A 25,815-nucleotide genomic window follows, 5' to 3' on the forward strand; every position below is an offset into this window, starting at 1 on the left:
AAGTTCAACCTTCAACAAAAGTCGGGCCGCGGTGATCCGCTTCACAGCCCCGGAGCGACGCCTACCCGGCGTCCTCCTCCTCGCCCCCCTCCTCGGCCAGCGCCGCGTCCAGCCGGGCCCGCGCCCCCTCCAGCCAGCGCCGGCACACCGTGGCCAGCTCCTCACCGCGCTCCCACAGCGCGAGGGACTCCTCCAGCGTCGTACCGCCCGCCTCCAGCCGCCGTACGACCTCGATCAGCTCGTCCCGCGCCTGCTCGTACGAGAGCGCCTCGTCCACCTTGCCGGTCATTCGCCCACCTTCACTGTGAATTCGCCGTCGGCGACGCGGGCCCGCAGCGCCTCGCCCTGGGTGACCTCCTCCGGGTCACGCACCACGTGCCCGTCGGACTTCTGGAGCACCGCGTAGCCCCGCTTGAGCGTGGCCGCGGGGGAGAGGGCCACCACACGCGCGTGCGTGTGCGTCAGCTCCGAGTCCGCGCGGTCCAGCAGATGGCCGAGGGTGCGCCGGCTCCGCTCGACCAGGGACGCCACGTGATCGGCCCGCTCGTCGATCATCCGGTGCGGATCCTCGATCGAGGGCCGGGCCAGCGCGTGCGCCAGCCCGCGCTCCTCCCGCTCGAGATACGCGTTCATGCACCGCCGGGCGCGGTCGCGCAGCATCCGCACCCGCTCGAACTCCTCGCCCACGTCCGGCACGACCTTCTTGGCCGCGTCCGTCGGCGTGGAGGCGCGCAGGTCGGCGACGTGGTCGAGGAGAGGGTTGTCGGGTTCGTGCCCGATGGCGGAGACGACGGGCGTACGGCACTGCGCCACGGCTCGCACGAGCTGCTCGTCGGAGAAGGGCAACAGATCCTCGACGCTGCCGCCGCCACGCGCGACGACGATCACGTCCACGTCCTCGATCTCGTCCAGCTCCTTCACCGCCTGCACGACCTGCGGGACGGCGTGCACGCCCTGCACGGCGACGTTGCGCACCTCGAAGCGGACGGCGGGCCAGCGGTGCCGGGCGTTTTCCAGCACGTCCCGCTCCGCGGCCGAGGCCCGCCCGCAGACGAGGCCGATCAACTGCGGCAGGAACGGCAGCGGCTTCTTCCGCTCCGGCGCGAACAGCCCCTCGGCCGCGAGTGTCTTCTTCAGCTGCTCCAGCCGGGCCAGCAGCTCGCCGACGCCGACGGGCCTCATCTCGGCGGCGCGCAGGGAGAGCTGCCCACGCGGGGCGTACCACTCGGGCTTCGCCAGCACGACGACGCGGGCGCCCTCGCCGACCACGTCCGCGACGGAGTCGAACACCTGCCGGTAACAGGTCACGCTGACGGAGACGTCGTACGACGGGTCGCGCAGCGTCAGGAACACGACCCCGGCACCGGGCCGCCGCGACAACTGCGTGATCTGCCCCTCGACCCACACCGCCCCGAGCCGGTCGATCCAGCCCCCGATCAGCCGGGAGACCTCACCGACGGGGAGGGGGGCTTCGGGCGAGGTGTTCACAGCCATGGGCTCGAGCGTAACGGTCCCCTACGACACCGGGTCCGCAGCACCGGTGGGCTCAGTCCCGCGCCCCGGGAAGCCGCGGCACGGCTGCTCGCACCCCGGGGACCAGCGCGTTCATCGCGATCCCGGAGAACAGGCAGGCCACCGCCGGGATCAGCACGTAGTCCAGCATCGCCATCCACCCGGCGACGAACCCGGCCCCCCTGCCGGGCCCCACGCGCGCGTAGGCGAACACCGACCCCGCCCGCGGTACGACCCGCACCATCTGCGCATAACTGAATGCGGTGAATCCCATGGCGACCGTCGCCACCACGTAGACCAGCGCCACCGCACCGTGCGACGTGGCGTCCAGCGAGCCGAACACCCCGACCGGCGCCATCGGCGCGATGAACAGCAGCCCGTAGGCGACCAGGTCCCGGGGACCGAGGCTGCGCCGCAGCCGTCGGCGCGCACCGGTCGCGGAGGCGGTCGTTCCGGTGTCGGACATGCGCCCCACTCTTCCCCGCACCGCACGGGGCACGCGATCTCGGCGCCGCCGAACGCACCCTTACGATGGGACCCATGACCGCTTCGACTGGCCGCCGTGTCCTGCTCGCCGCCCCCCGTGGCTACTGCGCCGGTGTGGACCGCGCCGTGATCGCCGTCGAGAAGGCCCTCGAGCAGTACGGGGCCCCGATCTACGTCCGGCACGAGATCGTCCACAACAAGTACGTGGTGCAGACCCTGGAGAAGAAGGGCGCCGTCTTCGTCGAGCGGACGGAGGAGGTGCCGCCCGGCAACATCGTGATGTTCTCCGCGCACGGCGTCGCCCCGGTCGTCCACGAGGAGGCCGAGCGGGGCCGCCTCGCCACCATCGACGCCACGTGCCCGCTGGTCACCAAGGTCCACAAGGAAGCCGTCCGCTACGCCAAGGAGGACTACGACATCCTCCTGATCGGCCACGAGGGCCACGAGGAGGTCATCGGCACCTCCGGCGAGGCCCCCGACCACATCCAGCTCGTCGACGGCCCCGAGGACGTCGCCAAGGTCGAGGTCCGCGACCCGTCGAAGGTCGTGTGGCTGTCGCAGACCACCCTCTCCGTGGACGAGACCATGGAGACCGTCGACGCCCTGAAGACGAAGTTCCCCGGGCTCGTCTCCCCGCCCAGCGACGACATCTGCTACGCCACGCAGAACCGTCAGCTCGCCGTGAAGCAGATGGGCGCCGAGGCCGAGCTGGTCATCGTCGTCGGCTCGCGCAACTCCTCCAACTCCAAGCGGCTGGTCGAGGTCGCCAAGCTCGCCGGGGCCCGCGACGCCTACCTGGTGGACTTCGCCGACGAGATCGACGAGGCCTGGCTGGACGGCGTGACCACCGTCGGCGTCACCTCCGGCGCCTCCGTCCCCGAGGTCCTGGTCGAGCAGGTCCTGGAGTGGCTCGGCGAGCGCGGCTACGCGGACGTCGAGATCGTCAAGGCCGCCGAGGAGTCCATCACCTTCTCGCTGCCCAAGGAGCTCCGCCGCGACCTGCGCGAGGAGGCCGCCACCCTGGTCGCCGAGCGCGGCGGGTCCGGACCCGAGGCGGCCTCCGGGGCGTGACTGTCAGTCGCCCGTCGTAACGTGGAGCCATGCAGATCTTCGGCGTGGACATCGGCGGATCCGGGATCAAGGGCGCCCCTGTGGACCTGGACAGGGGCGATCTGGCCCAGGAGCGCTGCAAGGTGCTCACCCCGCACCCGGCGACGCCCGACGGCGTGGCCGACGGGGTCGAGCAGGTCGTGAACCACTTCGGCTGGACCGGCCCGGTCGGGCTGACCTTCCCCGGAGTGGTGACGGGCGGCGCCACGGTCCGCACGGCGGCCAATGTGGACAAGAGCTGGATCGACACGGACGCGCGCGCGTTGTTCAGCGGCAGGCTGGGCGGGCTGCCGGTGACGGTGGTCAACGACGCGGACGCGGCGGGCGTCGCCGAGATGCAGTTCGGTGCCGGCCGCGGCAGACGGGGCACGGTCGTCCTGCTCACCTTCGGCACCGGTATCGGCAGTGCCCTCTTCGTGGACGGCCTCCTCGTCCCGAACACGGAGCTGGGCCACCTCGAGCTGAACGGCCACGACGCGGAGAAGAAGGCCTCCAGCAAGGCCAAGGAGGACCACGGGCTGAGCTGGGAGCAGTGGGCGAACCGCGTCCGGAAGTACCTGGCGCACGTGGAGATGCTCTTCTCGCCGGAGCTGTTCATCATCGGCGGCGGAGTCAGCCGCAAGGCGGACAAGTTCCTGCACCTCATCGAGGGCATCAGAGCCGAGATCGTCCCCGCGCAGCTGCAGAACAACGCGGGGATCGTGGGGGCGGCGATGCGAGCGGCCCAGGAGAGCCGGCCCTGAGGGCGGTGGACAGCGGGCGGCGGGCAGCCGGTGTACGGCTCACCCCCGCCGCCGGCGCCGCCGTACCCACCGCACCCGCCGTACGAGCGCGATCAGCCCCGCGGCCAGCGTCCCCCCGTACAGCCACCCCGCCTGTGTGGCGAGCCCGGTGACCAGCCCCATCAGGCGGCCGGCCAGCCCCCCGCCGCCGTCGGCGACGGTGAGGAGGCCCACGGCGAACGCGATCGGCACGACCACGGGAGCGGTCAGCAGATCCCCCTCCCGCACCCACAGCGCGGTCAGCACGCACACCGGCAGGAACAGCACCCCGTACACCGCCGGTGCCCCGTCGAACAGCAGCTGGTCCAGGCTGCCGAGCAGCAGCATCACCGCCGCGCAGAACAGCCCGGTGCCGAGCCCGGTGAGCCGCGGCTGCGGCATCCGTCGGCCCGTCGGCACCGGTCGCGCGACCCGGGCGGGCCTGCCCCCCTGCTCGAACCCGTCCCCCTGCCCGGCCCGGGCCCCGCGCTCCGGCCGCGCGGACCGGGCCGCTGCCTGCCCCGGCCGGTGCTCGTCGCCCGGCCGCCGGCCGGCCTGCCCGGGCAGCTGCCGCGGCGGCGCGCCGCGTCGCGATCCGTCGTTCGGGGGTCGAATTCTGCGTTGCTCCACTGGACCAACCTAGGTCTGCTTATGTGCCCGGTCGCCCGCCAGACACGCCGATGAGCGGAGGTTGGCCGGGCGTTCGACGCTCCCGCGAGGCCGTCGCCCGGAACGCCGTAGACTGGTGGATCGGCCAGTGTGTCTGGCCCCTGGCAGCCCCTGGCCCTCTCATCTACGGGAAGTCGCAACGTGTCGCTCACGATCGGAATCGTCGGCCTGCCGAATGTCGGCAAGTCGACCCTGTTCAACGCCCTGACCAAGAACGACGTGCTGGCGGCCAACTACCCGTTCGCCACGATCGAGCCGAACGTCGGCGTCGTGGGCGTCCCCGACGGCCGCCTGGCCAAGCTGGCGTCGATCTTCTCCTCCGAGCGCATCCTTCCGGCCACCGTCGACTTCGTGGACATCGCCGGTATCGTGCGCGGCGCCTCCGAGGGCGAGGGCCTCGGCAACAAGTTCCTCGCGAACATCCGCGAGTCCGACGCGATCTGCCAGGTCATCCGCGCCTTCAAGGACGAGAACGTCGTCCACGTCGACGGCAAGGTCTCACCGAAGGACGACATCGAGACGATCAACACCGAGCTGATCCTCGCCGACCTCCAGACGATCGAGAAGGTCCTTCCGCGCCTCCAGAAGGAGTCCCGGATCAAGAAGGACGTGGCCCCCAAGGTCAAGGCCGTCGAGGAGGCCAAGGAGATCCTGGAGAAGGGCGACACGCTCTTCGCCCACGGCATCGTCCAGGGCACCGAGCGCAACGAGCTCCTGCACGACCTGCACCTGCTGACCACCAAGCCGTTCCTGTACGTGTTCAACGTCGACGAGGACGAACTGGTCGACGAGGAGTTCAAGAACGAGCAGCGCGCCCTGGTCGCCCCCGCCGAGGCGATCTTCCTCAACGCCAAGCTGGAGGCCGACCTCGCCGAGCTGGACGAGGAGGAGGCCCTGGAGCTGCTGGAGTCCGTCGGCCAGCACGAGCCGGGTCTCGCCACCCTGGCCCGCGTCGGCTTCAACACGCTCGGCCTGCAGACCTACCTGACGGCCGGCCCCAAGGAGTCCCGCGCCTGGACGATCAAGAAGGGCGCCACGGCCCCGGAGGCGGCCGGTGTCATCCACACCGACTTCCAGAAGGGCTTCATCAAGGCCGAGGTCATCTCCTTCGACGACCTGGTCGAGACCGGCTCGGTCACCGAGGCCCGCGCCAAGGGCAAGGCCCGGATGGAGGGCAAGGACTACGTCATGCAGGACGGGGACGTGGTGGAGTTCCGCTTCAACGTCTGACGCCGCGAGCGGGCCGGGCTCCGGTGAACCCGGCCCCTTCTTCCTTCCGGTTCGCGCCGGCTCCCAGCTGCTCCTCGGCGGGACGGGCTTGTCGAGGTCCAGGCGGACCTCGAACGGTACAGAGCGCTCCAGGGTGCCGGAGCGGTTTCCGCACCGGCGGGGCGGTCGCCCCGGCGCGCGACCTCCACACGGCGGCGGGCAACTCCCGTGCCACGCCGAGCTCCTGACCGGCCGGCACGTCCGGGGCCCCCGGACGGCGTTCCGCCCCCTTCGCGCGCGCCGTCCACCCTGCGCGCAGTCGTCCGTCAGATCTCCCCGGCCCACGCCGGCGCCACCACCCCTGGAGCACGGTACCGGTGTCCATACCTCCGCCCCCCGGCCCCGACCAGCCGCAGCAGCCCCCGTACTCCCCGTACGGTCCCTACCGGCCGTGGACCCAGGGCTACCGCCCCTACAACCGTCCCGCACCCGTCAACGGACTCGCCATCACCTCCCTCGTGCTCGGTGTGCTGTGCTGTCTGCCCGGCCTCGGGCTGGTGTTCGGGCTGATCGCCCTGTGGCGGATCCGCCGGCGCGGTGAGCGCGGCACCGGACTCGCGGTCGGCGGGGCCGTTCTGTCCGCCATCGGGCTCGTGCTGTGGGCGCTGATGCTCGCCACGGGCGGCGCTTCCGACTTCTGGCACGGCGTCAGGGACGGCGCACGCGACGGCGCGAGCATCTCGACGACCGGGAGCACCGGCGTGCAGGTGTGATCGCGCCCATACGGGGGACAAGTGCCTGGGTAAAGCCCTCCCCACCCCCATGTCATCACATCGAGTGATTCTCTGGCCTTTGCTTGCATGGCACAACCCACCGTTGCCAGGCTGTTGCTGTCTGTACAACCTGATGGGAGCGGCCAGTGACTTTCGGTGAGCAGCCGGCGTACCTGCGCGTCGCGGGTGATCTCCGCAAGAAGATCGTCGACGGTTCACTGCCACCCCACACGCGGCTTCCCTCCCAGGCCCGCATCCGCGAGGAGTACGGCGTCTCGGACACGGTCGCGCTGGAGGCCCGCAAGGTGCTGATGGCCGAGGGGCTGGTCGAGGGCCGCTCCGGCTCGGGGACGTACGTGCGCGAGCGGCCCGTGCCCCGGCGGGTGTCCCGCTCCGGCTACCGGCCGGCGGGCGGCGCCACGCCCTTCCGGCAGGAGCAGGCCGACGCCTCGGTGCGCGGCACCTGGGAGTCCAGCAGCGAGCAGGCCGAGGCCGGGGCCGCCATCGCCGAGCGGCTCGCGATCCCGCTGGGTGAGCGGGTGATGCGCACCAAGTACCTGTTCCGGGAGGCCGGTGAGCCGATGATGCTCTCCACCTCCTGGGAGCCGCTCGCCGTCACCGGCCGCACGCCCGTGATGCTGCCCGAGGAGGGCCCGCTCGGCGGCATGGGCGTGGTCGAGCGGATGCGGGCCATCGACGTCATCGTGGACAACGTCACCGAGGAGGTCGGCGCCCGCCCGGGCCTCGCCGAGGAACTCCACGCGCTCGGCGGAGTCCCCGGCCACGTGGTCGTGGTCGTCCAGCGCACCTACTACGCCTCCGGCCGCCCGGTGGAGACCGCCGACGTGGTGATCCCGGCCGACCGGTACCGGGTGGCGTACCACCTGCCCGTGAAGTGAGGGCGCCGCACTCCCCGCGCCTGCGCGCCCCTGAGGTGAAGTAGCGCACACCCCGGCACGCCTCGCGGCCGGCCGTCCCGGCCGTCCGGCGCCGCTCCGGCTCTGTCCGGCCGCCGCAATCCGGCCGTTTTGCCAGGTGACCCCAGGTCCCTCCGGTATGCCCCGACCCGAGGCAGTCGTGTTCGCGGGGGCGCGTTCGGTCTCGTGCGCCCCCGGCGTTCTGGCTGGTTGCGTACCTCTTTGTGAAAAGGCGTATTCGCTGCGTGAAGGTTGGGCGTACGCTCGGGCATATGCGGATCGGGGTTTCCTCAGGCGGGCCACGGCGGGGGCCTGGGACGGGAAGCAGGTGGGGCGGTGCGAGAAGGGGCGGGGAGGGCGGTGGGGGCCATGAGTGAGAACGCGGTGTCCCTGCCCTGGATCGTGATACGGCAGGACGACAACGGCAATCGCTACCGCGTCGGCCGGTACGCCACCCGTGCCGAGGCCCAGCAGATCGCCGACAGCCTCGACGACCGGGGCCACAAACAGCTCTACTGGGTCGAGCGCATCGGCCCGGACGGGGACGGCACCCACAACTGACGCCCCACGCCCTCCCGTAGGCTCCGACCCATGACGCCCGATACACAGCGGACGGACCCGGTCGTGGTGGTGGGAGCCGCACTGCTCGACGACGGCCGGTTGCTCGCCGCCCGTCGCAGCGCACCGGCCGAGTTGGCCGGGCGCTGGGAACTGCCCGGCGGCAAGGTCGAACCGGGCGAGCGGCCCGAGGACGCCCTGGTGCGCGAACTGCGCGAGGAACTCGGCATCGACGCCGAAGTGGCCGAGCGGGTGCCGGGGGAGTGGCCGCTGAGGGCGCCGTACGTCCTTCAGGTGTGGACCGCCCGCCTGCTCCCCGGCTCCCCCGCGCCCCGTCCGCTGCAGGACCATGACGACCTGCGCTGGCTCACCCCGGACGAGGTCTGGGACGTGGTCTGGCTGGACCAGGACGTGGCGGCGGTGCGCGAGGTCGCCCCCCGCATCGACGCCCGCGCCCGCTGAACTCCCCCGTACGCCGTTCGTGCCACAGTGCGCCCTCTCGTACGGTACTGCCCACCGGATATCGGGTATGTGCCCATTAACCCCACGAAACCGGACATGGGTGCGCTTGCTGGCCTGGGAAGTGATCGGCGTGATCGACACCGATGGCGATTGCGCCGAGTGGACGTTTCCCGCGGAACCGGGCGCCGTGCGCGCCGCCCGTGCCGCGGTCCGCGGCCAGTTGCACGGCTGGGGCCTCGACTGCGTCGCCGACCTCGCCGCACTGCTGGTCAGCGAGCTGGTCACCAACTCCCTGCGGCACGCCACCGGCCCCATCGGGGTACGGCTCGTGCGCCCGGGCGCACTCGACGAGCCACTGCTGGTGGAGGTCTCCGACCCGCTCCCGGACCCGCCGCGCGAACGCGTCGCCCACCCCGAGGACGAGAGCGGGCGCGGACTCCAACTGCTCGCCGGTTCCTCGCGCCGCTGGGGCACGCGACCCGGCTCGAGCGGCAAGACCGTGTGGTTCGAACTGGCGGTGCCCGGGACTGCGTGATTCGACGGCGTGTTCCCTGGTTAGAAGAGTGGAAGTGTTGTCACGGACCGGTCCGAAAAAGACCTGGACCGAGCTGTGATCGTGAACACCGTGTCGTGCGACGCCGTAGTGCTGGATACTGCGGGCAGCCGCCCCCGGTGACCGGTGCCGGACGCGGTGAGCTGGAGGGGACGGTTCGCGTGAGCGAGATACCAGCGAAGGCCACGGAGTCCGAGGACCCGTCGGACGGCGCGAGGGACCAGGCCGCGGAGGGTACCGCGGCAGCCGGCGACGCCATGTGGCAGAGCAGTCCGCCCGGTTCCATCTACGACTACATCAGGGTCGCGTCCTTCTCCATCAGCCCCGACGGGTTCGTCGACCAGTGGAGCCTGCGCGCCGAACAACTCCTCGGCATCCCCGCGTCGCGCGCCGTCGGCATGGACCCCATAGAGGCGTTCATCGACCCCGATCTGCGCGACCGCGGCCAGCGCAAGATGGCCGAGATCCTCGACGGGCGCGAGTGGACCGGGGTCGTGCCCTTCCGGATGCCCGACGGGGCGGAGGGCGTACGCGGCACGGACGGTCTGGCCGAGGTCTACGTCATGCCGACCCGGACCGCCGAGGGCGACAAGGCCGCCGTGTGCATCGTCGTCGACGTCCGCACTCTGCGCAGCATCGAGACCGACCTCGCCGCCTCGCAGGCCATTTTCGGTCAATCCCCGTTCGGCTTCCTGCTGATCGACACCGACCTCAGGGTCCGCCGGGCCAACGAGCGGTTCGCCTCCATCTTCGGCGGAGCCCCGGACGACCACCGTGGCAAGGGAGTTCACGACTATCTGCCGCGCGCCGAGGCGGAGCGGGTTTCGGCCACCCTGCGCCGGGTGCTGGAGAGCGGTGAGTCCATCACCGACATGCACGTCACCGGCTTCGTGCCCGGATCCGAGGAACGCCGGCACTGGTCCGTCAACCTCTACCGCGTGCACAGCGGCAGCGGCCGGCCCATCGGCATCGCCTGGCTCGGCACCGACATCACCTCCCGCCGTGCCGCCGCCCGCGAGGCCGCCGCCGCCCGGCGCAACCTCGCCCTGCTCAACGAGGCGGGCGCGCGCATAGGGAACTCCCTCGACCTGGAGACCACGGCCCGCGAACTCCTCGACGTCGTCGTCCCCGGCTTCTGCGACCTCGCCACCGTCGACCTCTACCAGGGACTGCTGGCCGGCGACGAGACCCCGCCCGGCCTCGCCGACGGCAGCGCCGAACTGCGCCGGGTCGCCTCCGCCAGCGCGGTGGCCGGCGCCCCCTTCACCGGCTCAGGTGAGCCCGTCGAGGTCGGCGCGGTCCACCACTTCCCCTTCAACTCGCCCTGCGCGGACGCCCTGCGCACCGCCCGCCCGCGACGGGTGCCCGCCGAGGAGGGCGGCCTCGTGCAGTCCACGCTGGCCGTGCCGATGGTCGCCCACGACACGGTCGTCGGACTCGCCCAGTTCGCCCGTACGAAGGGCAGCGAGCCCTTCGGCGACCGGGACCGGGACCTGGCGGTGGAGCTGGCCGCACGGGCGGCGGTGTGCATCGACAACGCACGCCTGTACCGCAGGGAGCACGAGCGGGCGCTGATACTGCAACGCTCCCTCCTGCCGCCGGGCGCCCCCGAGGCCTCCGGCCTGGACATCGCCTGCCGCTATCTGCCGGGCAACGCGGCGACCGAGGTGGGCGGCGACTGGTTCGACGTGATCGAACTGCCGGGACACCGTACGGCGCTGGTCGTCGGCGATGTGATGGGACGAGGGCTGCGGGCGGCCGTGGCCATGGGCGAACTGCGTACGGCCGTACGCACCTTGGCCCTGCTGGACCTGGAACCGGCCGAGGTGCTCTCGGCGTTGGACGAGATCGCGCGGGGGCTCGGCACCCCGGGCGGCGTCCAGCAGGCCACGCGCACGGCCCGTCAGCCCCGGGACGCCGACCTCTCCGAGGTGTACCTGGCGACCTGTGTGTACGCCGTGTACGACTCGGTGACCAGACGCTGTACGTTCGCCAACGCCGGTCATCTGCCACCGGTGCTGGTCGAACCCGGCGAGGCGGCCCTGATGCTGGACGTGCCGCCCGGGATGCCGCTCGGAGTGGGCGGCGAGCCCTTCGAGGAGGTCGAGGTCGAGCTGCCGGAGGGCGCGCTGCTGGCCCTCTACACGGACGGCCTGGTCGAGTCCCGTGACCATCCCCTCGACGAGGGGCTGCAGGCCTTCGTCGGCGCGCTCACCGACGCCTCCCGACCGCTGGAGGACGTCTGCGACCACGTCCTCAACACCCTCGACACCCACCACGGGGAGGACGACATCGCCCTGCTCATGGCCCGGGTGCAGGGGCTGCCCGCCGACTCCGTCGGCGACTGGACGCTGCCGCGGGAACCCCGCAGTGTGGGTCGGGCCCGCGAGTACGCGCGGGCGCAGCTGCTCAGCTGGGACCTGGAGCCGCTGGTCGACACGACGGAGCTGCTGGTCAGCGAGCTGGTGACGAACGCGCTGCGGTACGGCGAGGGAGAGATACGGCTACGGCTGCTGCTGGACCGGACGCTGGTGTGCGAAGTGTGGGACTCCGGGCTGGTGCAGCCGAGGCGGCGGCGGGCACGGGACACCGACGAGGGGGGCCGCGGGCTGCAGCTGGTCGGGTTGCTCAGCGCCGCGTGGGGCTCCCGGCGGACGCCGCGCGGGAAGACGGTGTGGTTCGAACTGCCGCTGCCGGGTGGCGAGCACGGCCTCACGGACCCGGCGGAGGCCCTGCTGAGCCTCTTCTGAGCAGGGCCGGCTCCGCCGTCGAGCAGCGCACGCCTCAGGCGAGTCCGTGGCGGCCCCTGGTGTGGGGGCCGCCGTAGCTCGCCGAGGGCCCGGCATTCTGTTCCGTTGCCAGGAGGATGCCGCCCAGGACCGCGCCGGACAGGCCGGCCGAGTCCGCGCCGGACGGCCCCGCCACGACCGTGCCGGTGCCCGCGAACGGGGTTCCGTGGGTGCGGACGTCCCGCTCGGCCAGCTCCCGTGCCTCCAGCGCCGCGGCGTCGGCCCGGCCGAGGTCCCCCGCGCCCAGCTTCCGTACCGCCTCCGCCAGGCGTGCCCGCGCCTCCGCGCCCACCGCAGCCCGGTGCACCGTGACGAATTCCTCGGCCCCGGCGACAGAACCCCGTGCCACGAGCAGCGCCGCGGTGTCCAGGACCCCGGTGCGGCCCACGTCCAGGCGCCCGGCGGCGCGGACGATGCGGCGCAGGGCGTCCAGCGGGTCGTAGGGGCCGCCGGTCACCTCCTGGCGCACCGCGGCCAGCACCCCGTCCGCTCGGGCCAGGCGGGCGTGCAGCTCGCCGGAGGTCAGCGGCGACCGCGTACTTCCCTTCCGGACCACCGCCAGCTCCGCCTCCGCGCCGGTCAGCGCGGCCGGCACCAGCTCGGCCGCCTCCCGCAGCTCCGCCGCGAGCCGCTCGACGCCGCCCACCAGGACCCCGGCCTGGGCCACCGCACCCTCGGCCGCGCGCAGCGGCCCGGCGGTCCGCTCCGGCTCGCCCGTGTCGGCGGCCCGGCGGGCCTCGTTGAGCCGGGCGGTGGCGAACACCAGCCGGTCCTTGGCCTGTTCGACGTACCCGCTGACCGGCCCGGTGGCCGAGGGTGTGTACCGGTCGTGCAGGGCGATCACGGTGTCCTGGGCGGCCACCGTCCGCGCCGTCAGCTCCCGGAACCGGTCCTCGGCGACCTCCAGCGCCGCCCCGGACCCCGGCCCCTCCAGCCCCCGCAGCCGGTCCAGTCCCGCCGCCTCGGCGTCCAGCCGCCGCCCGGCCTCCGCGCACCGCCCGACCACCCCGACCAGCGCCTGCCGCCGGGCGACCGCGTCCTCGGGCACCCCCTGTTCGTAGCGCCGCCATATCGCGAACGCGGCCGACAGTTCGGTCTCGGCGGCCCGCAGGGCGTGCCAGAACGGCTCCGTCTCCTCGCCTCGGTCCGGCAGGAAGGACAGCTCCTCCCGGCTGGTGCGCACGCAGTCGTCGGCGAGGACCAGCGCGGCGCGGGCCTGCCGTTCGGTGTCGGCGGGGGTGGGCGCGGGCGGGTGCGCGGAGACGAGCCCCGGGGTGGTGCGGGTGCGGGCCCGGCGGGTACGGCGTACATAGCCGTAGCCGGCCAGCAGTACCGCCGCGGCCCCCGCGACGAGCGGCAGCACCAGGTCGGCGGTCGACGTCCCGTCCTGCTGCGGTGCGGCGGCGCTCGCGACGGTCCCGACGGAAGCCCCGGGAACCGGATCATGGCTGCCGACCGTCATCACCGGCAACATCAGCCACCCCGCCCCCACAACGGCTCCCAGCACGGCATGCGCCACCCGCACGCGTATGTGGACCGCGGCGCGCCGGGGCCGGCCCCGGATCAGGGAGGACGTCACATTTCGGAGCGTATGGGCAGGTAGGCGCCGACGCGACCGGTGCGGATACGGGTGGGGGACGAGAGAGCAAGGGGCAGGAATGGACGGGGGAACGGATGCGTCCGCGGGACGACAGGCGGAACCGGTGGAACGGCGAGCCGAACCGGCGGAAGGACGGCCCGAGGGCGGACGGCGCCGTCGCCGCCGCCGTGTCCTCACCGCCGTGTTGCTGCTTCTGCTCCTGCCCGTGCTCTGTCTGCTCACCGCGGAGACGGCCCTTCGCCTCAACTACACAGGCAGCCTGAGGCCCGGCACCACCAGCCGCCACCAGGACGCCCTCTGGCTGGGTCACGCCTGGGTCGACGGCCGCAAGACCGACGCGGACGTCACCGCCCTGGCCCACCGCCTGAAGGACACCGGCATCCGCGACCTGTACGTCCACGCGGGACCCCTGGAGCACGACGGCACCCTGCCGGAGTCCGACCATCCCGAGGCAGGCCGGCTGATCTCGGCCCTGCACCGCGCCGCACCCGGTGTCCGCGTCCAGGCCTGGCTCGGCGACAAGCTGGCCACCGAGAGCCCCGACGGCCTGCACCTGGAGCGCGCCGCCACCCGAGCCGCCGTCGTCCGCTCCACCCGTCAGATCCTCGCCGCCGGTTTTCAGGGCGTCCACTTCGACCTGGAGCCGCTGCACTCCGGTGACCGCGACTACCTCACCCTCCTCGACGATCTGCGCCGCGTCATCCACGCCCGGCACGCCCTGCTCTCCGTCGCCGCCCACCAGATCGACCCGCTGCCGGCCTTCCACTCCTTGTGGGGCGCGACGACCAACCACCCCAAGTGGTGGTCGCAGGCCTACTTCGGGCAGGTGGCCCGCCGCGTGGACCAGATCGCCGTCATGTCGTACGACACCATGCAGCCGCTCCAGAGCCTGTACGGCGGTTATGTCGCCCAGCAGACCAGCCTCGCCCTGGAGGTCACCCCCGAGACCACCGATCTCCTCATGGGCCTGCCCTTCTACCACGAGAACCGGTTCGGCCACCGGGCCCGGGCGGAGACCGTCCCGGCCGGCGTGCGGGGCGTCCGCCTCGGTCTGTCCCGCACCGACGCCGACCGGGTCCGCTTCGGTGTAGCCCTGTACGTGGACTTCGCCGCGACGGACGCGGACTGGCGGGCGTACGAGGAAAAATGGGTCCGCTGAGCGCCGCCGCTGCGGAACACTCGGACCGGTGACCAGGACACGACAGCCTCGGACCGTCGCCGACCTCGTCCCGCTCGTCCGCGCCGCCCTCGGCCGCCACCGCACCTTGAGCGCCGTCACCCGGCTGCGCGGCGGCTCCAGGAAGGGCGTCTACCGGCTCACCCTCGACGACTCCCGCACGGCCGTCGCCTACGTCTGGTCCCCGGACGAGGACTACTGGGACCAGCCGGAAGCCCCCGACCTCCGCGACCCCTTCTCACCCGCATCGGGTCTCGACCTGTTCGCCGCCGCCCACGACCGCCTCCGGGCGCTCGGCGTCCGCACCCCGCGCCTGCTGCACATGGACCCCGAGGCGCGTGCGGCCGTGGTCGAGGACCTGCCCGGCGGCAGCCTGGAGGAGGCCCTGAACCGGGACCCGGAAACGGCCCGTCCGGCGCTGGACGGGCTCGCCGAAGCACTGGACGCCCTGCGCGGCTGCCGCACCACCGCCCTGGGCAAGGTGGCCGTGGCCGGCAACGCCCCCTCCCCGCCGGGTCGTTCCTGCGCGCGGCTGGTCGCCGACCGCGCCCTGTCCGACATCGCCGAGACCGCCGTGCGCGAGCCGCGCGTCGCCGCCGCCCGGGACCGCCTGCAGGAGGCCGTGCGGGCCCTCGCCGGCGCGGTGCGCTCCCGCACCGAACACTCCCTCGTCCATGGCGAACTCGGCCCCGACCACGTCCTGCTGGACGCCGACGGACGGCCCGCCCTGATCGACGTCGAAGGGCTGATGTACTTCGACGCCGAGTGGGAGCACGTCTTCCTGAACCTGCGTTTCGGCCCGCACTACGACGTGCTGCGCGCCCCCGGTCTGGACGAGGACCGCCTGCGGCTGTACCGGCTGGCGATGCACCTGAACCTCGTCGCCGGTCCGCTGCGGCTGCTCGACGGGGACTTTCCCTTGACGCAATCCATGCGCGGTATCGCGGAGCACAACCTGGTGCGGGCCCTGGCGCTGGTGGGAGCATGACGGTCATGCACATGTTCTTGGTGGTGGCCACAGTGCTGATCGTGGCGCTCATGGTGGCATTCGGCGTCGCGGGCATCACGACCGGCTGGGTGGTCCCGTTCGGCAGGCGCCGGATCCTGCGGCCGAAGCTGTGGGGGTACAGCCAGCTGATCGGCGCGGTCGGACTCTCCCTGTGGATGTTCCTCGGACTGATCCCCCGCAGGTTCGACCTCGTCCCGCTCATCGGCTGGTTCGTGTGGATGGGAGCGCTGGGCCTTCAGACACTGGCCCAGCGCCCCGGCCGTGCGCCGCGGGGCGGCGTCACGAAGGCCGCCTCCTGATCTTCGAGCCCAGCCACACCAGCGGGTCGTACTTGCGGTCCACGGCCCGCTCCTTCAGCGGGATGAGGGCGTTGTCGGTGATGCGGATGCCCTCGGGGCAGACCTCCGTGCAGCACTTGGTGATGTTGCAGTAACCGAGGCCGTGTTCGTCCTGGGCCGTGCGCTTGCGGTCCAGGCCCGTCTCGGCCGCCGCGTCCAGCGGGTGCATGTCGAGTTCGGCGACGCGCATCAGGAAGCGCGGACCCGCGAAGGCCGTCTTGTTCTCCTCGTGGTCACGCACCACATGGCAGGTGTCCTGGCACAGGAAGCACTCGATGCACTTGCGGAACTCCTGCGAGCGGTCCACGTCCTCCTGCATCATCCGGTACTCACCCGGACCGAGACCGGCGGGCGGCACGAACGCCGGGACCTCCCTGGCCTTCTGGTAGTTGAACCCGACGTCCGTCACCAGGTCACGGATGACCGGGAAGGCGCGCAGGGGAGTGACCGTGATCGTCTCCACCCGGTCGAAGACCGACATGCGGGTCATGCACATCAGCCGGGGGCGGCCGTTGATCTCCGCCGAGCACGAACCGCACTTGCCCGCCTTGCAGTTCCACCGCACGGCCAGGTCCGGGGCCTGCGTGGCCTGGAGGCGGTGGATGATGTCCAGCACCACCTCGCCGTCGTTCACCTCGACGGTGAAGTCCTCCAGGCCGCCGCCCTCGACGTCGCCCCGCCACACCTTGAAGCGGGCCTTGTAGCTGCTCACTCGTACAGCTCCTCTTCGGCGAGGTACTTGACCAGCTCTTCCTTCTCGAAGAGGGCGAGCAGGTCCGGGCGGATGGGTTCGGTGGTCTCGCGGGCCAGACGGATCTGGCCCCGGGCCGGGTCGGTCGCGGCGAGGCCGCCGGTGGGGTCGGCCAGGGTGCACAGCAGGTTCGCGTTGCGCCAGGCGCGGTCCATCGTCGGATGGTCCTCGCGGGTGTGCCCGCCGCGCGACTCGGTCCGCTCCAGGGCCGCACGGGCCACGCACTCGCTGACCAGCAGCATGTTCCGGAGGTCCAGGGCGAGGTGCCAGCCGGGGTTGAACTGGCGGTGGCCCTCCACACCGGCCCGGCGGGCCCGCACCCGCAGCTCGGCGAGCTTGTGCAGGGCCTGCTCCATCTCGCCCTCGCGGCGGATGATGCCGACCAGGTCGTTCATGGTCTGCTGGAGTTCCTGGTGGAGGGCGTACGGGTTCTCCGGCGGGCCCGCCTCGCCCTCCGTCTCCGCCGAGAACGGCCGCAGGGCCTCCGCCGCCGCCGTGTTGACCTGGGCGTCGTCCACCGGCGGGCGCCGGTCCGCCAGCCCCTGCGCGTACTCGGCCGCGTGCCAGCCCGCGCGGCGCCCGAACACCAGCAGGTCGGACAGCGAGTTGCCGCCCAGCCGGTTCGAGCCGTGCATGCCGCCCGCCACCTCGCCGGCCGCGTACAGCCCCGTCACCCCGCGCGCCGCCGCCGTGTCCGAGTCGACCGCGATGCCGCCCATCACGTAGTGACAGGTCGGCCCGACCTCCATCGCCTCCGCCGTGATGTCGACGTCCGCCAGCTCCTTGAACTGGTGGTACATGGACGGCAACCGGCGCCGGATCACCTCGGCGGGCATGCGCGTGGAGACGTCGAGGAAGACCCCGCCGTGCGGGGAGCCCCGGCCCGCCTTCACCTCGGCGTTGATGGCGCGGGCCACCTCGTCGCGGGGGAGCAGCTCCGGTGGCCGTCGGTTGTGGTCCGGGTCCTCGTACCACCGGTCGCCCTCGTCCTCGGACTCGGCGTACTTCTCCTTGAAGACGTCCGGGACGTAGTCGAACATGAACCGCTTGCCCTCGGAGTTCCGCAGGACCCCGCCGTCGCCGCGCACCGACTCGGTGACGAGGATGCCCTTCACCGACGGCGGCCAGACCATGCCCGTCGGGTGGAACTGCACGAACTCCATGTTCACGAGCGGTGCCCCGGCCAGCAGGGCCAGCGCGTGACCGTCACCGGTGTACTCCCAGGAGTTCGACGTCACCTTGAAGGACTTGCCGATGCCGCCGGTCGCGAGGACGACCGCGGGGGCCTCGAGGACGAAGAAGCGGCCGGTCTCGCGCTCGTAGGCGAAGACACCGCAGACCCGGCCCGCGGCGGAGCCGCTGTCGGACGCCGTCTCCTTGAGGACCCGGGTGACCGTGCACTCCTGGAAGACCTTCAGCCGTGACTCGTGGTCCCCGGTCTCCTTGAAGTCCTCCTGCTGCAGGGCGACGATCTTCTGCTGGAGCGTGCGGATCAGCTCCAGGCCCGTACGGTCGCCCACGTGCGCCAGCCGCGGGTACTCGTGGCCGCCGAAGTTGCGCTGGGAGATCCGGCCGTCCTTGGTCCGGTCGAACAGCGCGCCCCAGGTCTCCAGCTCCCACACCCGCTCCGGGGCCTCCTTGGCGTGCAGCTCGGCCATCCGCCACTGGTTGAGGAACTTCCCGCCGCGCATGGTGTCGCGGAAGTGGACCTGCCAGTTGTCGTGCTCGTTGGCGTTGGCCATGGCCGCCGCGATGCCGCCCTCGGCCATCACCGTGTGCGCCTTGCCGAACAGGGACTTGCAGATCACCGCCGTACGGGCGCCGCGCTCCCGGGCCTCGATCGCGGCTCGCAGCCCGGCGCCGCCGGCACCGACCACGACGACGTCCCACTCCTGCCGGTCCACCACGGGCATCAGTCAGTCCCTCACTGGAATCTCTAGAAGAAGCGCGGATCGTCGAAGACCCCGGACGCGACCAGGTAGACGTAGAAGTCGGCGAGCGCCACGCTCAGCAGCGACGCCCACGCCAGCTGCATGTGCCGGGCGTTGAGCCTGCCGACGAACTGCCACGCCTTGTAGCGCACCGGGTGTCTGGAGAAGTGCTTGAGCTTGCCGCCGACGATGTGCCGGCAGGAGTGGCAGGAGATGGTGTACGCCCAGATCAGCACGATGTTGGCCAGGAACACCAGGGTGCCGAGACCCATGTGCCCCCAGCGGTAGTGCGGGTCCCGGAAGGACAGCACGGTGTCGTAGGTGAGCACGCACGCCACCAGCAGGGCGGCGTAGAAGAAGTACCGGTGGATGTTCTGCAGGATCAGCGGGAAGCGGGTCTCGCCGCTGTACTTCCGGTGGGGTTCGGCCACCGCGCAGGCGGGCGGGGACGCCCAGAAGCTGCGGTAGTACGCCTTGCGGTAGTAGTAGCAGGTCAGCCGGAAGCCGAGCGGGAAGATCAGGATGATGATCGCGGGCGAGATGCCCCACCAGCTCCCGAAGAGGTCCCAGTTCGGCCCGGCGTGCATGGTCCGGCAGTTCTGCGCCAGGCAGGGCGAGTAGAACGGCGACACGTACGGCGCCGCGTAGTAGTCCGCGTCGGCGAAGGCCCGCCAGGTCGAGTAGACGATGAAGGCCAGCAGACCGGCCGCGGTGACGGCGGGCGCCAGCCACCAGCGGTCGGTCCGCAGATGCGGTGCGGCGATCTCGGCCCGCGCACCGGTGCGCACGCCGCCGCTGTTCTGTTGGGGTTCCGTACCAGTGGCCAAGGGATGACTCCGGTCGGTTCAGGGGTCGGGGGCGAGCCGGCCGCGGTCAGGGTGCGTGCCGGTCGCGGGCGCCCAGGCCCTCGTCGTCCGAGTCCGTCCACAGGCTGATGTCGTAGGGCGTGTCGGAGATGGTGACGAGGTCGGGCCGGCGGGCCGCGGCCGGGGTGCTGGCGGCCTCCCGCAGCAGCGCCACGCTCTCGCGCAGGTGGTCGGCGTCCAGCCGGACCCGGCGCATCTCCAGGCCGCCGCCGCCGAGCTGGTTCTCCAGGCGTCCCAGCGACCGGTGCAGATCGTCGAGAGAGCGCTGGACCGAGGTGATGTCGTCGTGCACGGACATGACGTGTCCTCACTTCCGCGGGTCCGTCGGGCCCTGGGCGGCGACGTTCATGCGCCTTGGAGTGTTGCGCGTCACACCTGTCGCTGTGAAGGGATGTGCATCGATTGGCCGAGGCGTACGGATGCATCCCGGGGTGTGTTGCGCCGCACGGGTGGGCTTACTGACCGTCGTCGCCGTGTCGCCCGCTGTGGCCGGATCCTTTCCTCTTCAGTGGCTGCATAGATCTGATCAGCTCCATATACCGCCAAAAGTGATCAGCTCCATATACCGACAAATGTGAGCATAAGGCCCGCGGCTTTCCGGAGGTAGCAGAGATGTCCCACGACGGCGTTGACCAGCGCCCCGAAGGGGGCCCAGCGCGGCCTGTCCAGCGGAGCCTCCTCACCTTCCTCACCGTCGGCGCGCTGGCCGTCCCGCTCCTCGCCGGCTGCGGCTCCGACGGGGACGATCCGGCGGGCAAGCCCCTGGCCGGACAGGACATCGCCCCGGTCGCCCGCGACCTGGTCGCCGACGGCGGCACCCTGAAGTGGGCCGTGGACGCCCTCCCGGAGACCTTGAACACCTTCCAGGCCGACGCCGACGCCGGCACCACCAGGGTCGCCCAGGCCGTGCTGCCGTCGATGTTCCGGCTCGACGCGAGCGGCCGCCCGGTGGCCAACCCCGCCTACCTGGAGTCGGCCAAGGTCATCGAGACCGAGCCGCGCCAGGTGGTGCTGTACAAGCTGAACCAGCAGGCCGTCTGGAGCGACGGCCGGGAGATCGGCGCGGCCGACTTCGTCGCCCAGTGGCGCGCCCTGTCGGGGAAGAACAGCGCCTACTGGACCGCCCGCAACGCCGGCTACGACCGCATCGAGAAGATCGAGCGCGGCGCCAACGACCTCCAGGTCCGGGTCACCTTCTCGCGCCCCTACGCCGACTGGAAGTCGCTGTTCTCCCCGCTGTACCCGAAGGACGTCATGGGCACCCCGGACGCCTTCAACGACGGCGCCCGGCGCAAGCTGGCCGTCAGCGCGGGCCCCTTCAAGGTGGACAAGGTCGACACCGCCAAGAAGGACGTCGTCCTCACCCGCAACCCGCGCTGGTGGGGCAAGCCCGCCAAGCTGAACCAGATCGTGCTGCACGCCGTGACCCGCGACAAGCGGGCCGCCGCGCTCGCCGACGGCAGCGTGGACCTGGCCGAGATCGACGCCGCCGACGCCCAGCGGATCGGCCTCGCCGCGCGAGAGAAGGGCACCGGGACACCGCTGCAGGGAGCCGGGAAGACCTCCGTGAAGAAGCTGCGCTCCTGGGCGCTCGCGCACGGCTTCGACTCCGACGAGGTGAAGGCCGGCAAGCAGAAGCTGAGCAAGGCGATCAGCACGTACCTGGACCAGCAGCAGTCGCTGCGCGACGTCGCCGTGCGCAAGTCGCTGGAGCCCGCCTACACCCAGCTCGCCCTCAACGGCTCCGAGGGCCCGCTCACCGACGAACGCGTCCGCCGGGCCGTCGCCCGCGCCCTGGACCGCGAGGAACTCGCCAAGCTGGTGCTCACCCCGCTGGGCCTGCCCGCCGTCCCGGTCGGCAGCCACCTCGCCCTGTCCGGACAGGCCGACTACGCCGACAACAGCGGAGCCATCGGCGGCCAGGACACCAAGGAGGCGCAGGCACTGCTCACCGACGCCGGCTGGGTGGCGGGCGGCCCGATCAAGGAGGAGAAGAAGGGCGGGAAGGCGGCCGGGCCCGAGGCCGGGGCGTCCGGCAAGGCCAAGGAGAAGCGGTCCGACGGCGGTGACGACGGGGAGTACATCGTCGGCGAGGACGACAAGAGCGAGAGCCACGGGGAGCAGGACGACCGGCATCTGGCGCAGGAGGGCAAGCACGGGGGCGCGCCGGGAGCGTACGCCCCGCAGGGCACCGCCGCCCCGGCCGCCGCGCCGGCCGGGCCGCTCGCCAAGGACGGCAAGGCGCTCGCGCTGCGCTTCGTGCTGCCCTCCGGGCCGGGCTCCGAGACCCTGGAGACGGTCGCCGACAGGATCTCCTCGATGCTGCAGCGGGTCGGCATCCGCACGACGATCACCAAGGTCCCGGACGACAGCTACTTCAAGGACCACATCGCCTCCGGCGACTACGACCTCGCGCTGTACTCCTGGCCGTCGTCGGCGTTCCCGGCGACGGACGCCCGGCCGATCTACGCGAAGCCGTTGCCGGCGGCCGACGGCTCGGTGAACGTCGAACAGAACTACACCCGGGTCGGGACCGACCAGGTGGACCAGCTCTTCGACCAGGCGGCCTCCACGCTGGACGACGGCGAGGCGCGGGACCTGATCAGAAAGGCGGACGCCAGGATCTGGGCGTCCGCTGGATCGATTCCGCTCTATCAGCGGCCCCAGCTGGTGGGGGCGCGGAAGACGCTGGTCAACGTGGGTGCGTTCGGATTCCAGACGCCCGTCTACGAGGACATGGGCTTCCTGAGGAAGGGGGCCAAGGGCCCCGCCGCTCACAAGGCGAAGTGACCCGGAAGGCCCTGCGGAGGCCGAGCCCCGCAGGGCCACGTACCATGGGGTGAGGCCGTGGCGTGTCCAGCCCGGCAGGGCCCGCGCCCCACAGACGTAGGCGCAGGGCAATCCTCATACTCCGGGAGTACGGCAGCTTATGGCCACGCGCCACGACATCCGCAACGTCGCCATCGTCGCCCACGTCGACCACGGCAAGACCACCATCGTCGACGCGATGCTGAAGCAGGCCGGTGCCTTCGCCGCCCACCAGCTCGACCAGGTAGACGACCGCGTCATGGACTCGAACGACCTGGAGCGTGAGAAGGGCATCACGATCCTCGCCAAGAACACGGCGGTGAAGTACCACCCCAAGGACGGTGGGGAGCCGATCACGATCAACATCATCGACACCCCCGGCCACGCCGACTTCGGCGGCGAGGTCGAGCGCGGTCTGTCGATGGTCGACGGTGTCGTGCTGCTGGTGGACGCCTCCGAGGGCCCGCTGCCGCAGACCCGCTTCGTGCTCCGCAAGGCGCTGCAGCAGCGCCTGCCCGTCATCCTGTGCATCAACAAGACGGACCGCCCGGACTCCCGCATCGACGAGGTCGTCAACGAGACCTACGACCTCTTCCTCGACCTGGACGCGGACGAGGACCAGATCGAGTTCCCGATCGTCTACGCCTGCGGCCGTGACGGCGTGGCGTCGCTGACGAAGCCGGAGGACGGGACCGTCCCGGCCGACTCCACCAGCCTCGAGCCGTTCTTCTCCACGATCCTGGAGCACATCCCGGCCCCGACGTACGACGAGGCCGCGCCGCTCCAGGCCCACGTCACCAACCTCGACGCCGACAACTTCCTCGGCCGTATCGCGCTGCTCCGCGTGGAGCAGGGCGAGCTGCGCAAGGGCCAGACGGTCGCCTGGATCAAGCGTGACGGCTCCATCAGCAACGTCCGCATCAGCGAGCTGATGATGACCGAGGCGCTCACCCGCAAGCCCGCCGAGATGGCCGGCCCGGGCGACATCTGCGCGGTCGCCGGTATCCCGGACATCATGATCGGCGAGACCCTGGCGGACACCGAGAACCCGGTCCCGCTCCCGCTCATCACGGTCGACGAGCCCGCGATCTCCATGGTCATCGGCACCAACACCTCGCCGCTGGTCGGCCGCGGCGGCACCGGCAAGGGCGCGGACGCGAAGTCGGCCGTCAAGGACCGCAAGGTGACCGCCCGCCAGGTGAAGGACCGCCTGGACCGCGAGCTGATCGGTAACGTCTCGCTGCGCGTGCTGGAGACCGAGCGTCCGGACGCCTGGGAGGTCCAGGGCCGTGGTGAGCTGGCGCTCGCCATCCTGGTCGAGACGATGCGCCGCGAGGGCTTCGAGCTGACCATCGGCAAGCCCCAGGTCGTCACCAAGGAGGTCGACGGCAAGGTCTACGAGCCGGTCGAGCGCATGACGATCGACGTGCCCGAGGAGCACATGGGCGCGGTCACGCAGCTCATGGGCGTCCGCAAGGGCCGGATGGACAACATGTCCAACCACGGTTCCGGCTGGGTCCGCATGGAGTTCGTCGTGCCGTCGCGTGGTCTCATCGGCTTCCGGACCGAGTTCCTGACGCAGACCCGCGGCACGGGCATCGGCCACTCCATCCACGAGGGCCACGAGCCCTGGTTCGGCACGCTGCAGACCCGTAACAACGGCTCCCTGGTCGCCGACCGCGCCGGTGCCGTCACCGCGTTCGCGATGACGAACCTCCAGGAGCGCGGCGTGCTCTTCGTGGAGCCGGGCACCGAGGTGTACGAGGGCATGATCGTCGGCGAGAACTCCCGCTCCGACGACATGGACGTCAACATCACCAAGGAGAAGAAGCTCACCAACATGCGGTCCTCGACGGCCGACGTGGCCGAGTCGATCGTGCCGCCGCGCAAGCTGTCGCTGGAGCAGTCGCTGGAGTTCTGCCGTGACGACGAGTGCGTCGAGGTGACCCCGGAGGCCGTTCGCATCCGCAAGGTGAACCTGGACGCCCGCGAGCGTGCCCGCGCCGCGAGCCGCGCCAAGCACGGCTGATCCCAGAGCCGGTCGAGCCCGGGTGCCCCCACGACGGGGGCATCCGGGCTTTTTGCAACCCGTTTTCGGGGGCCCAATGTCCGGCATGCGGAGATCGTTGCCCGATACCCATGTAACAAGTCCGTTTCGTGGCTTCTTCCGTCGGACTGTTTGTCCAGATTTTGGAAGATGTGGCGGCGATCCGTGACTGAATTGAGATCTACGGGCGGTGGTCGGTGGTCGACCCATGGCAGATAGTTAGCCGCGAAGCGCTCGGGTCAATGGGTCTCGCACTGTGGGGACAGTGCGCCGACTCACGAGCACCAGGGGATTTCTGTCCCTCCGTCAGGGGTGTCGGAGGGCTGTGGAATCCCTCTCCAGTTGGTGAACGCGTGGAGTCACTCATATCTTGAAACGGACGAACCGTGACAAGTCCTATCGATGTTGAGGGCGGCGGGACTTCGGTCGTCGTCGACGGCGCACCAGGGCCGCAGACGAAGACGGAGACCGTCAAGCTCGAAGGCCGGTCCCCCGGCCAGCTGATGTGGATGCGCTTCAAGCGCGACCGCACGGGCGTGATCTCGGCCTACGTCGTGGGTTTCTTCTTCCTGACAGGGCTGCTCGCCCCGCTGATCTCCAAGCTGTACGGCAAGAACCCGTACACGGTGTACGCGGACGAGCGCCCGGAACTCTTCGACAGCGCCGGCGTGCCGGTGCAGCCCAACGGCGGTATCAGCGGGCAGTTCTGGTTCGGCCTCGAACCCGGCAACGGCTACGACGTCTTCACCAAGCTGATCTACGGCATCCGCACGTCGCTGATGATCTCGGTGGCCGTCACCCTCGCGGTCGTCGTCACCGGCATCCTGCTCGGCGTCACCGCCGGCTACATGGGCGGCAAGACCGACTACTTCATCGGCCGGGTCATCGACTTCCTGCTCGCCTTCCCGGCCCAGCTGTTCTTCATCGCGAGCATGCCGGTCGTGGTCTCCCTGTTCGTCAGTCCGCGCGACGAGACACCCACCTACGTGCGGGTGATCGCGCTGATCCTCGTCCAGTGGTTCCTGGGCTGGATGGGTCTCGGGCGCATCCTGCGCGGTACCGCACTCGCCCTGCGCGAACGGGAGTTCATCGAGGCGGCCAAGGTCAGCGGTGCGTCGCCGTGGCGGATCATCCGCAAGGAGCTGCTGCCCAACATCGTCACTCCGCTGCTGGTGCAGGCGACTTACCTGCTGCCGGGCTTCGTGACGGCCGAGGCGGGCCTGTCCTTCCTGGGCGTGGGCATCGTCGAACCGACGCCGGACTGGGGGCAGATGTTCTCCAAGGCGTCCACCGAACTGGTGATGCAGAACGACATCACCTACATGTTCTTCCCCGGCGTGTCGATGATCATCTTTGTCGTCGCCTTCAACCTGCTCGGGGATTCGGTCAGGGACGCGTTCGATCCGAAGACCGCGCGCTGACCGTTCACTGCACCACTTCTTCCGTACACATTCCATTGCACCAACTCCACTGCACCGCACTGCACTTC

Annotated in this window: 23 protein-coding genes and 1 pseudogene; 15 read left to right on the top strand and 9 right to left on the bottom strand. The window is 71.2% G+C overall.

The window, feature by feature from the left end; all coding sequences use genetic code 11:
* Positions 1-61: 61 nt before the first annotated feature.
* The 3 genes and pseudogenes from ACIHEJ_RS23125 to ACIHEJ_RS23135 form a co-directional block, all read right to left on the bottom strand.
* A complete protein-coding gene (locus ACIHEJ_RS23125) occupies positions 62-289 on the bottom strand; it encodes an exodeoxyribonuclease VII small subunit (protein ID WP_400138374.1) in 228 nt (75 codons plus the stop codon).
* On the bottom strand, positions 286-1,494 hold the full coding sequence (xseA, locus tag ACIHEJ_RS23130; protein WP_400138375.1) for an exodeoxyribonuclease VII large subunit: 1,209 nt from the start codon (positions 1,492-1,494) through the stop codon (positions 286-288). The genes ACIHEJ_RS23125 and xseA overlap by 4 nt, the downstream gene beginning before the upstream one ends.
* Before the next feature lie 91 nt (positions 1,495-1,585).
* Positions 1,586-1,978 (bottom strand): annotated as a pseudogene (locus ACIHEJ_RS23135) (amino acid permease); the annotation flags it as partial.
* 65 nt (positions 1,979-2,043) lie between these two features.
* On the opposite strand from ACIHEJ_RS23135, the gene ACIHEJ_RS23140 reads away from it, so the two are divergent.
* Positions 2,044-3,069 carry a 4-hydroxy-3-methylbut-2-enyl diphosphate reductase gene (locus ACIHEJ_RS23140; RefSeq protein ID WP_400138376.1) on the top strand — a complete coding sequence of 342 codons (1,026 nt, stop codon included), beginning with the start codon at positions 2,044-2,046 and terminating at the stop codon, positions 3,067-3,069.
* A 29-nt stretch (positions 3,070-3,098) separates the two neighbouring features.
* Complete coding sequence (ppgK, locus tag ACIHEJ_RS23145) at positions 3,099-3,851, top strand: polyphosphate--glucose phosphotransferase (protein WP_400138377.1); 753 nt, start codon at positions 3,099-3,101, stop codon at positions 3,849-3,851.
* Between the two features lie 39 nt (positions 3,852-3,890).
* Here the strand turns inward: ppgK and ACIHEJ_RS23150 are convergent, their stop codons facing one another.
* Positions 3,891-4,271, bottom strand: a complete 381-nt coding sequence (locus ACIHEJ_RS23150) for a DUF6542 domain-containing protein (protein WP_400138378.1) — start codon at positions 4,269-4,271, stop codon at positions 3,891-3,893.
* A gap of 408 nt (positions 4,272-4,679) precedes the next feature.
* Here ACIHEJ_RS23150 and ychF point away from each other — a divergent pair, with 408 nt between their 5' ends.
* The 7 genes from ychF (at position 4,680) to ACIHEJ_RS23185 (ending at position 11,760) form a co-directional block, all read left to right on the top strand.
* The gene (gene ychF, locus ACIHEJ_RS23155) at positions 4,680-5,768 is read left to right on the top strand and encodes a redox-regulated ATPase YchF (protein ID WP_400138379.1); all 1,089 of its coding nucleotides are present in this window, start codon (positions 4,680-4,682) and stop codon (positions 5,766-5,768) included.
* Positions 5,769-6,124: 356 nt separating this feature from the next.
* On the top strand, positions 6,125-6,520 hold the full coding sequence (locus ACIHEJ_RS23160) for a DUF4190 domain-containing protein (protein WP_400138380.1): 396 nt from the start codon (positions 6,125-6,127) through the stop codon (positions 6,518-6,520).
* Positions 6,521-6,666: 146 nt separating this feature from the next.
* The gene (locus ACIHEJ_RS23165) at positions 6,667-7,419 is read left to right on the top strand and encodes a GntR family transcriptional regulator (RefSeq protein ID WP_400138381.1); all 753 of its coding nucleotides are present in this window, start codon (positions 6,667-6,669) and stop codon (positions 7,417-7,419) included.
* Positions 7,420-7,806: 387 nt separating this feature from the next.
* Positions 7,807-7,998: an SPOR domain-containing protein gene (locus ACIHEJ_RS23170; protein WP_400138382.1), complete on the top strand. Its 192-nt coding sequence runs from the start codon at positions 7,807-7,809 to the stop codon at positions 7,996-7,998.
* Positions 7,999-8,028: 30 nt separating this feature from the next.
* Positions 8,029-8,457: a (deoxy)nucleoside triphosphate pyrophosphohydrolase gene (locus ACIHEJ_RS23175; RefSeq protein ID WP_400138383.1), complete on the top strand. Its 429-nt coding sequence runs from the start codon at positions 8,029-8,031 to the stop codon at positions 8,455-8,457.
* Between the two features lie 100 nt (positions 8,458-8,557).
* Complete coding sequence (locus tag ACIHEJ_RS23180) at positions 8,558-8,992, top strand: ATP-binding protein (RefSeq protein ID WP_400138384.1); 435 nt, start codon at positions 8,558-8,560, stop codon at positions 8,990-8,992.
* Positions 8,993-9,171: 179 nt separating this feature from the next.
* Positions 9,172-11,760 (top strand): SpoIIE family protein phosphatase, encoded by a 2,589-nt coding sequence (locus ACIHEJ_RS23185; RefSeq protein WP_400138385.1) that lies wholly within the window; start codon positions 9,172-9,174, stop codon positions 11,758-11,760.
* Positions 11,761-11,794: 34 nt separating this feature from the next.
* Here the strand turns inward: ACIHEJ_RS23185 and ACIHEJ_RS23190 are convergent, their stop codons facing one another.
* Positions 11,795-13,378: a hypothetical protein gene (locus tag ACIHEJ_RS23190; protein WP_400138386.1), complete on the bottom strand. Its 1,584-nt coding sequence runs from the start codon at positions 13,376-13,378 to the stop codon at positions 11,795-11,797.
* A gap of 79 nt (positions 13,379-13,457) precedes the next feature.
* Here ACIHEJ_RS23190 and ACIHEJ_RS23195 point away from each other — a divergent pair, with 79 nt between their 5' ends.
* The 3 genes from ACIHEJ_RS23195 to ACIHEJ_RS23205 are packed head-to-tail and all read left to right on the top strand — an operon-like array spanning position 13,458 to position 15,884.
* Positions 13,458-14,558, top strand: coding sequence for a hypothetical protein (locus tag ACIHEJ_RS23195; protein WP_400138387.1), 1,101 nt, complete (start codon positions 13,458-13,460; stop codon positions 14,556-14,558).
* 28 nt (positions 14,559-14,586) lie between these two features.
* Positions 14,587-15,564, top strand: coding sequence for a phosphotransferase family protein (locus ACIHEJ_RS23200; RefSeq protein ID WP_400138388.1), 978 nt, complete (start codon positions 14,587-14,589; stop codon positions 15,562-15,564).
* A 5-nt stretch (positions 15,565-15,569) separates the two neighbouring features.
* Positions 15,570-15,884, top strand: coding sequence for a hypothetical protein (locus ACIHEJ_RS23205; protein ID WP_400138389.1), 315 nt, complete (start codon positions 15,570-15,572; stop codon positions 15,882-15,884).
* Here ACIHEJ_RS23205 and ACIHEJ_RS23210 read toward each other — a convergent pair.
* From ACIHEJ_RS23210 to ACIHEJ_RS23225, 4 genes are read right to left on the bottom strand one after another with little or no spacing between them, the layout of a single operon-like run.
* Positions 15,865-16,635 carry a succinate dehydrogenase/fumarate reductase iron-sulfur subunit gene (locus ACIHEJ_RS23210; protein ID WP_400138390.1) on the bottom strand — a complete coding sequence of 257 codons (771 nt, stop codon included), beginning with the start codon at positions 16,633-16,635 and terminating at the stop codon, positions 15,865-15,867. The genes ACIHEJ_RS23205 and ACIHEJ_RS23210 overlap by 20 nt on opposite strands.
* The gene (locus tag ACIHEJ_RS23215; RefSeq protein ID WP_400138391.1) at positions 16,632-18,587 is read right to left on the bottom strand and encodes a fumarate reductase/succinate dehydrogenase flavoprotein subunit; all 1,956 of its coding nucleotides are present in this window, start codon (positions 18,585-18,587) and stop codon (positions 16,632-16,634) included. Before ACIHEJ_RS23215 ends, ACIHEJ_RS23210 begins: the two co-directional genes overlap by 4 nt.
* Before the next feature lie 23 nt (positions 18,588-18,610).
* On the bottom strand, positions 18,611-19,432 hold the full coding sequence (locus tag ACIHEJ_RS23220; RefSeq protein WP_400138392.1) for a hypothetical protein: 822 nt from the start codon (positions 19,430-19,432) through the stop codon (positions 18,611-18,613).
* Between the two features lie 46 nt (positions 19,433-19,478).
* Positions 19,479-19,769, bottom strand: a complete 291-nt coding sequence (locus tag ACIHEJ_RS23225; protein WP_400138393.1) for a hypothetical protein — start codon at positions 19,767-19,769, stop codon at positions 19,479-19,481.
* Positions 19,770-20,083: 314 nt separating this feature from the next.
* Here ACIHEJ_RS23225 and ACIHEJ_RS23230 point away from each other — a divergent pair, with 314 nt between their 5' ends.
* From ACIHEJ_RS23230 to ACIHEJ_RS23240, 3 genes are all read left to right on the top strand, one after another.
* Positions 20,084-22,261, top strand: a complete 2,178-nt coding sequence (locus tag ACIHEJ_RS23230) for an ABC transporter family substrate-binding protein (protein WP_400138394.1) — start codon at positions 20,084-20,086, stop codon at positions 22,259-22,261.
* 139 nt (positions 22,262-22,400) lie between these two features.
* Positions 22,401-24,308 carry a translational GTPase TypA gene (typA, locus tag ACIHEJ_RS23235; RefSeq protein ID WP_400138395.1) on the top strand — a complete coding sequence of 636 codons (1,908 nt, stop codon included), beginning with the start codon at positions 22,401-22,403 and terminating at the stop codon, positions 24,306-24,308.
* Positions 24,309-24,712: 404 nt separating this feature from the next.
* On the top strand, positions 24,713-25,747 hold the full coding sequence (locus ACIHEJ_RS23240) for an ABC transporter permease (RefSeq protein ID WP_400138396.1): 1,035 nt from the start codon (positions 24,713-24,715) through the stop codon (positions 25,745-25,747).
* The last annotated feature ends 68 nt before the right edge of the window (positions 25,748-25,815 follow it).

The sequence above is a fragment of the Streptomyces sp. NPDC052301 genome (assembly GCF_044593395.1).
Taxonomy (GTDB): domain Bacteria; phylum Actinomycetota; class Actinomycetes; order Streptomycetales; family Streptomycetaceae; genus Streptomyces.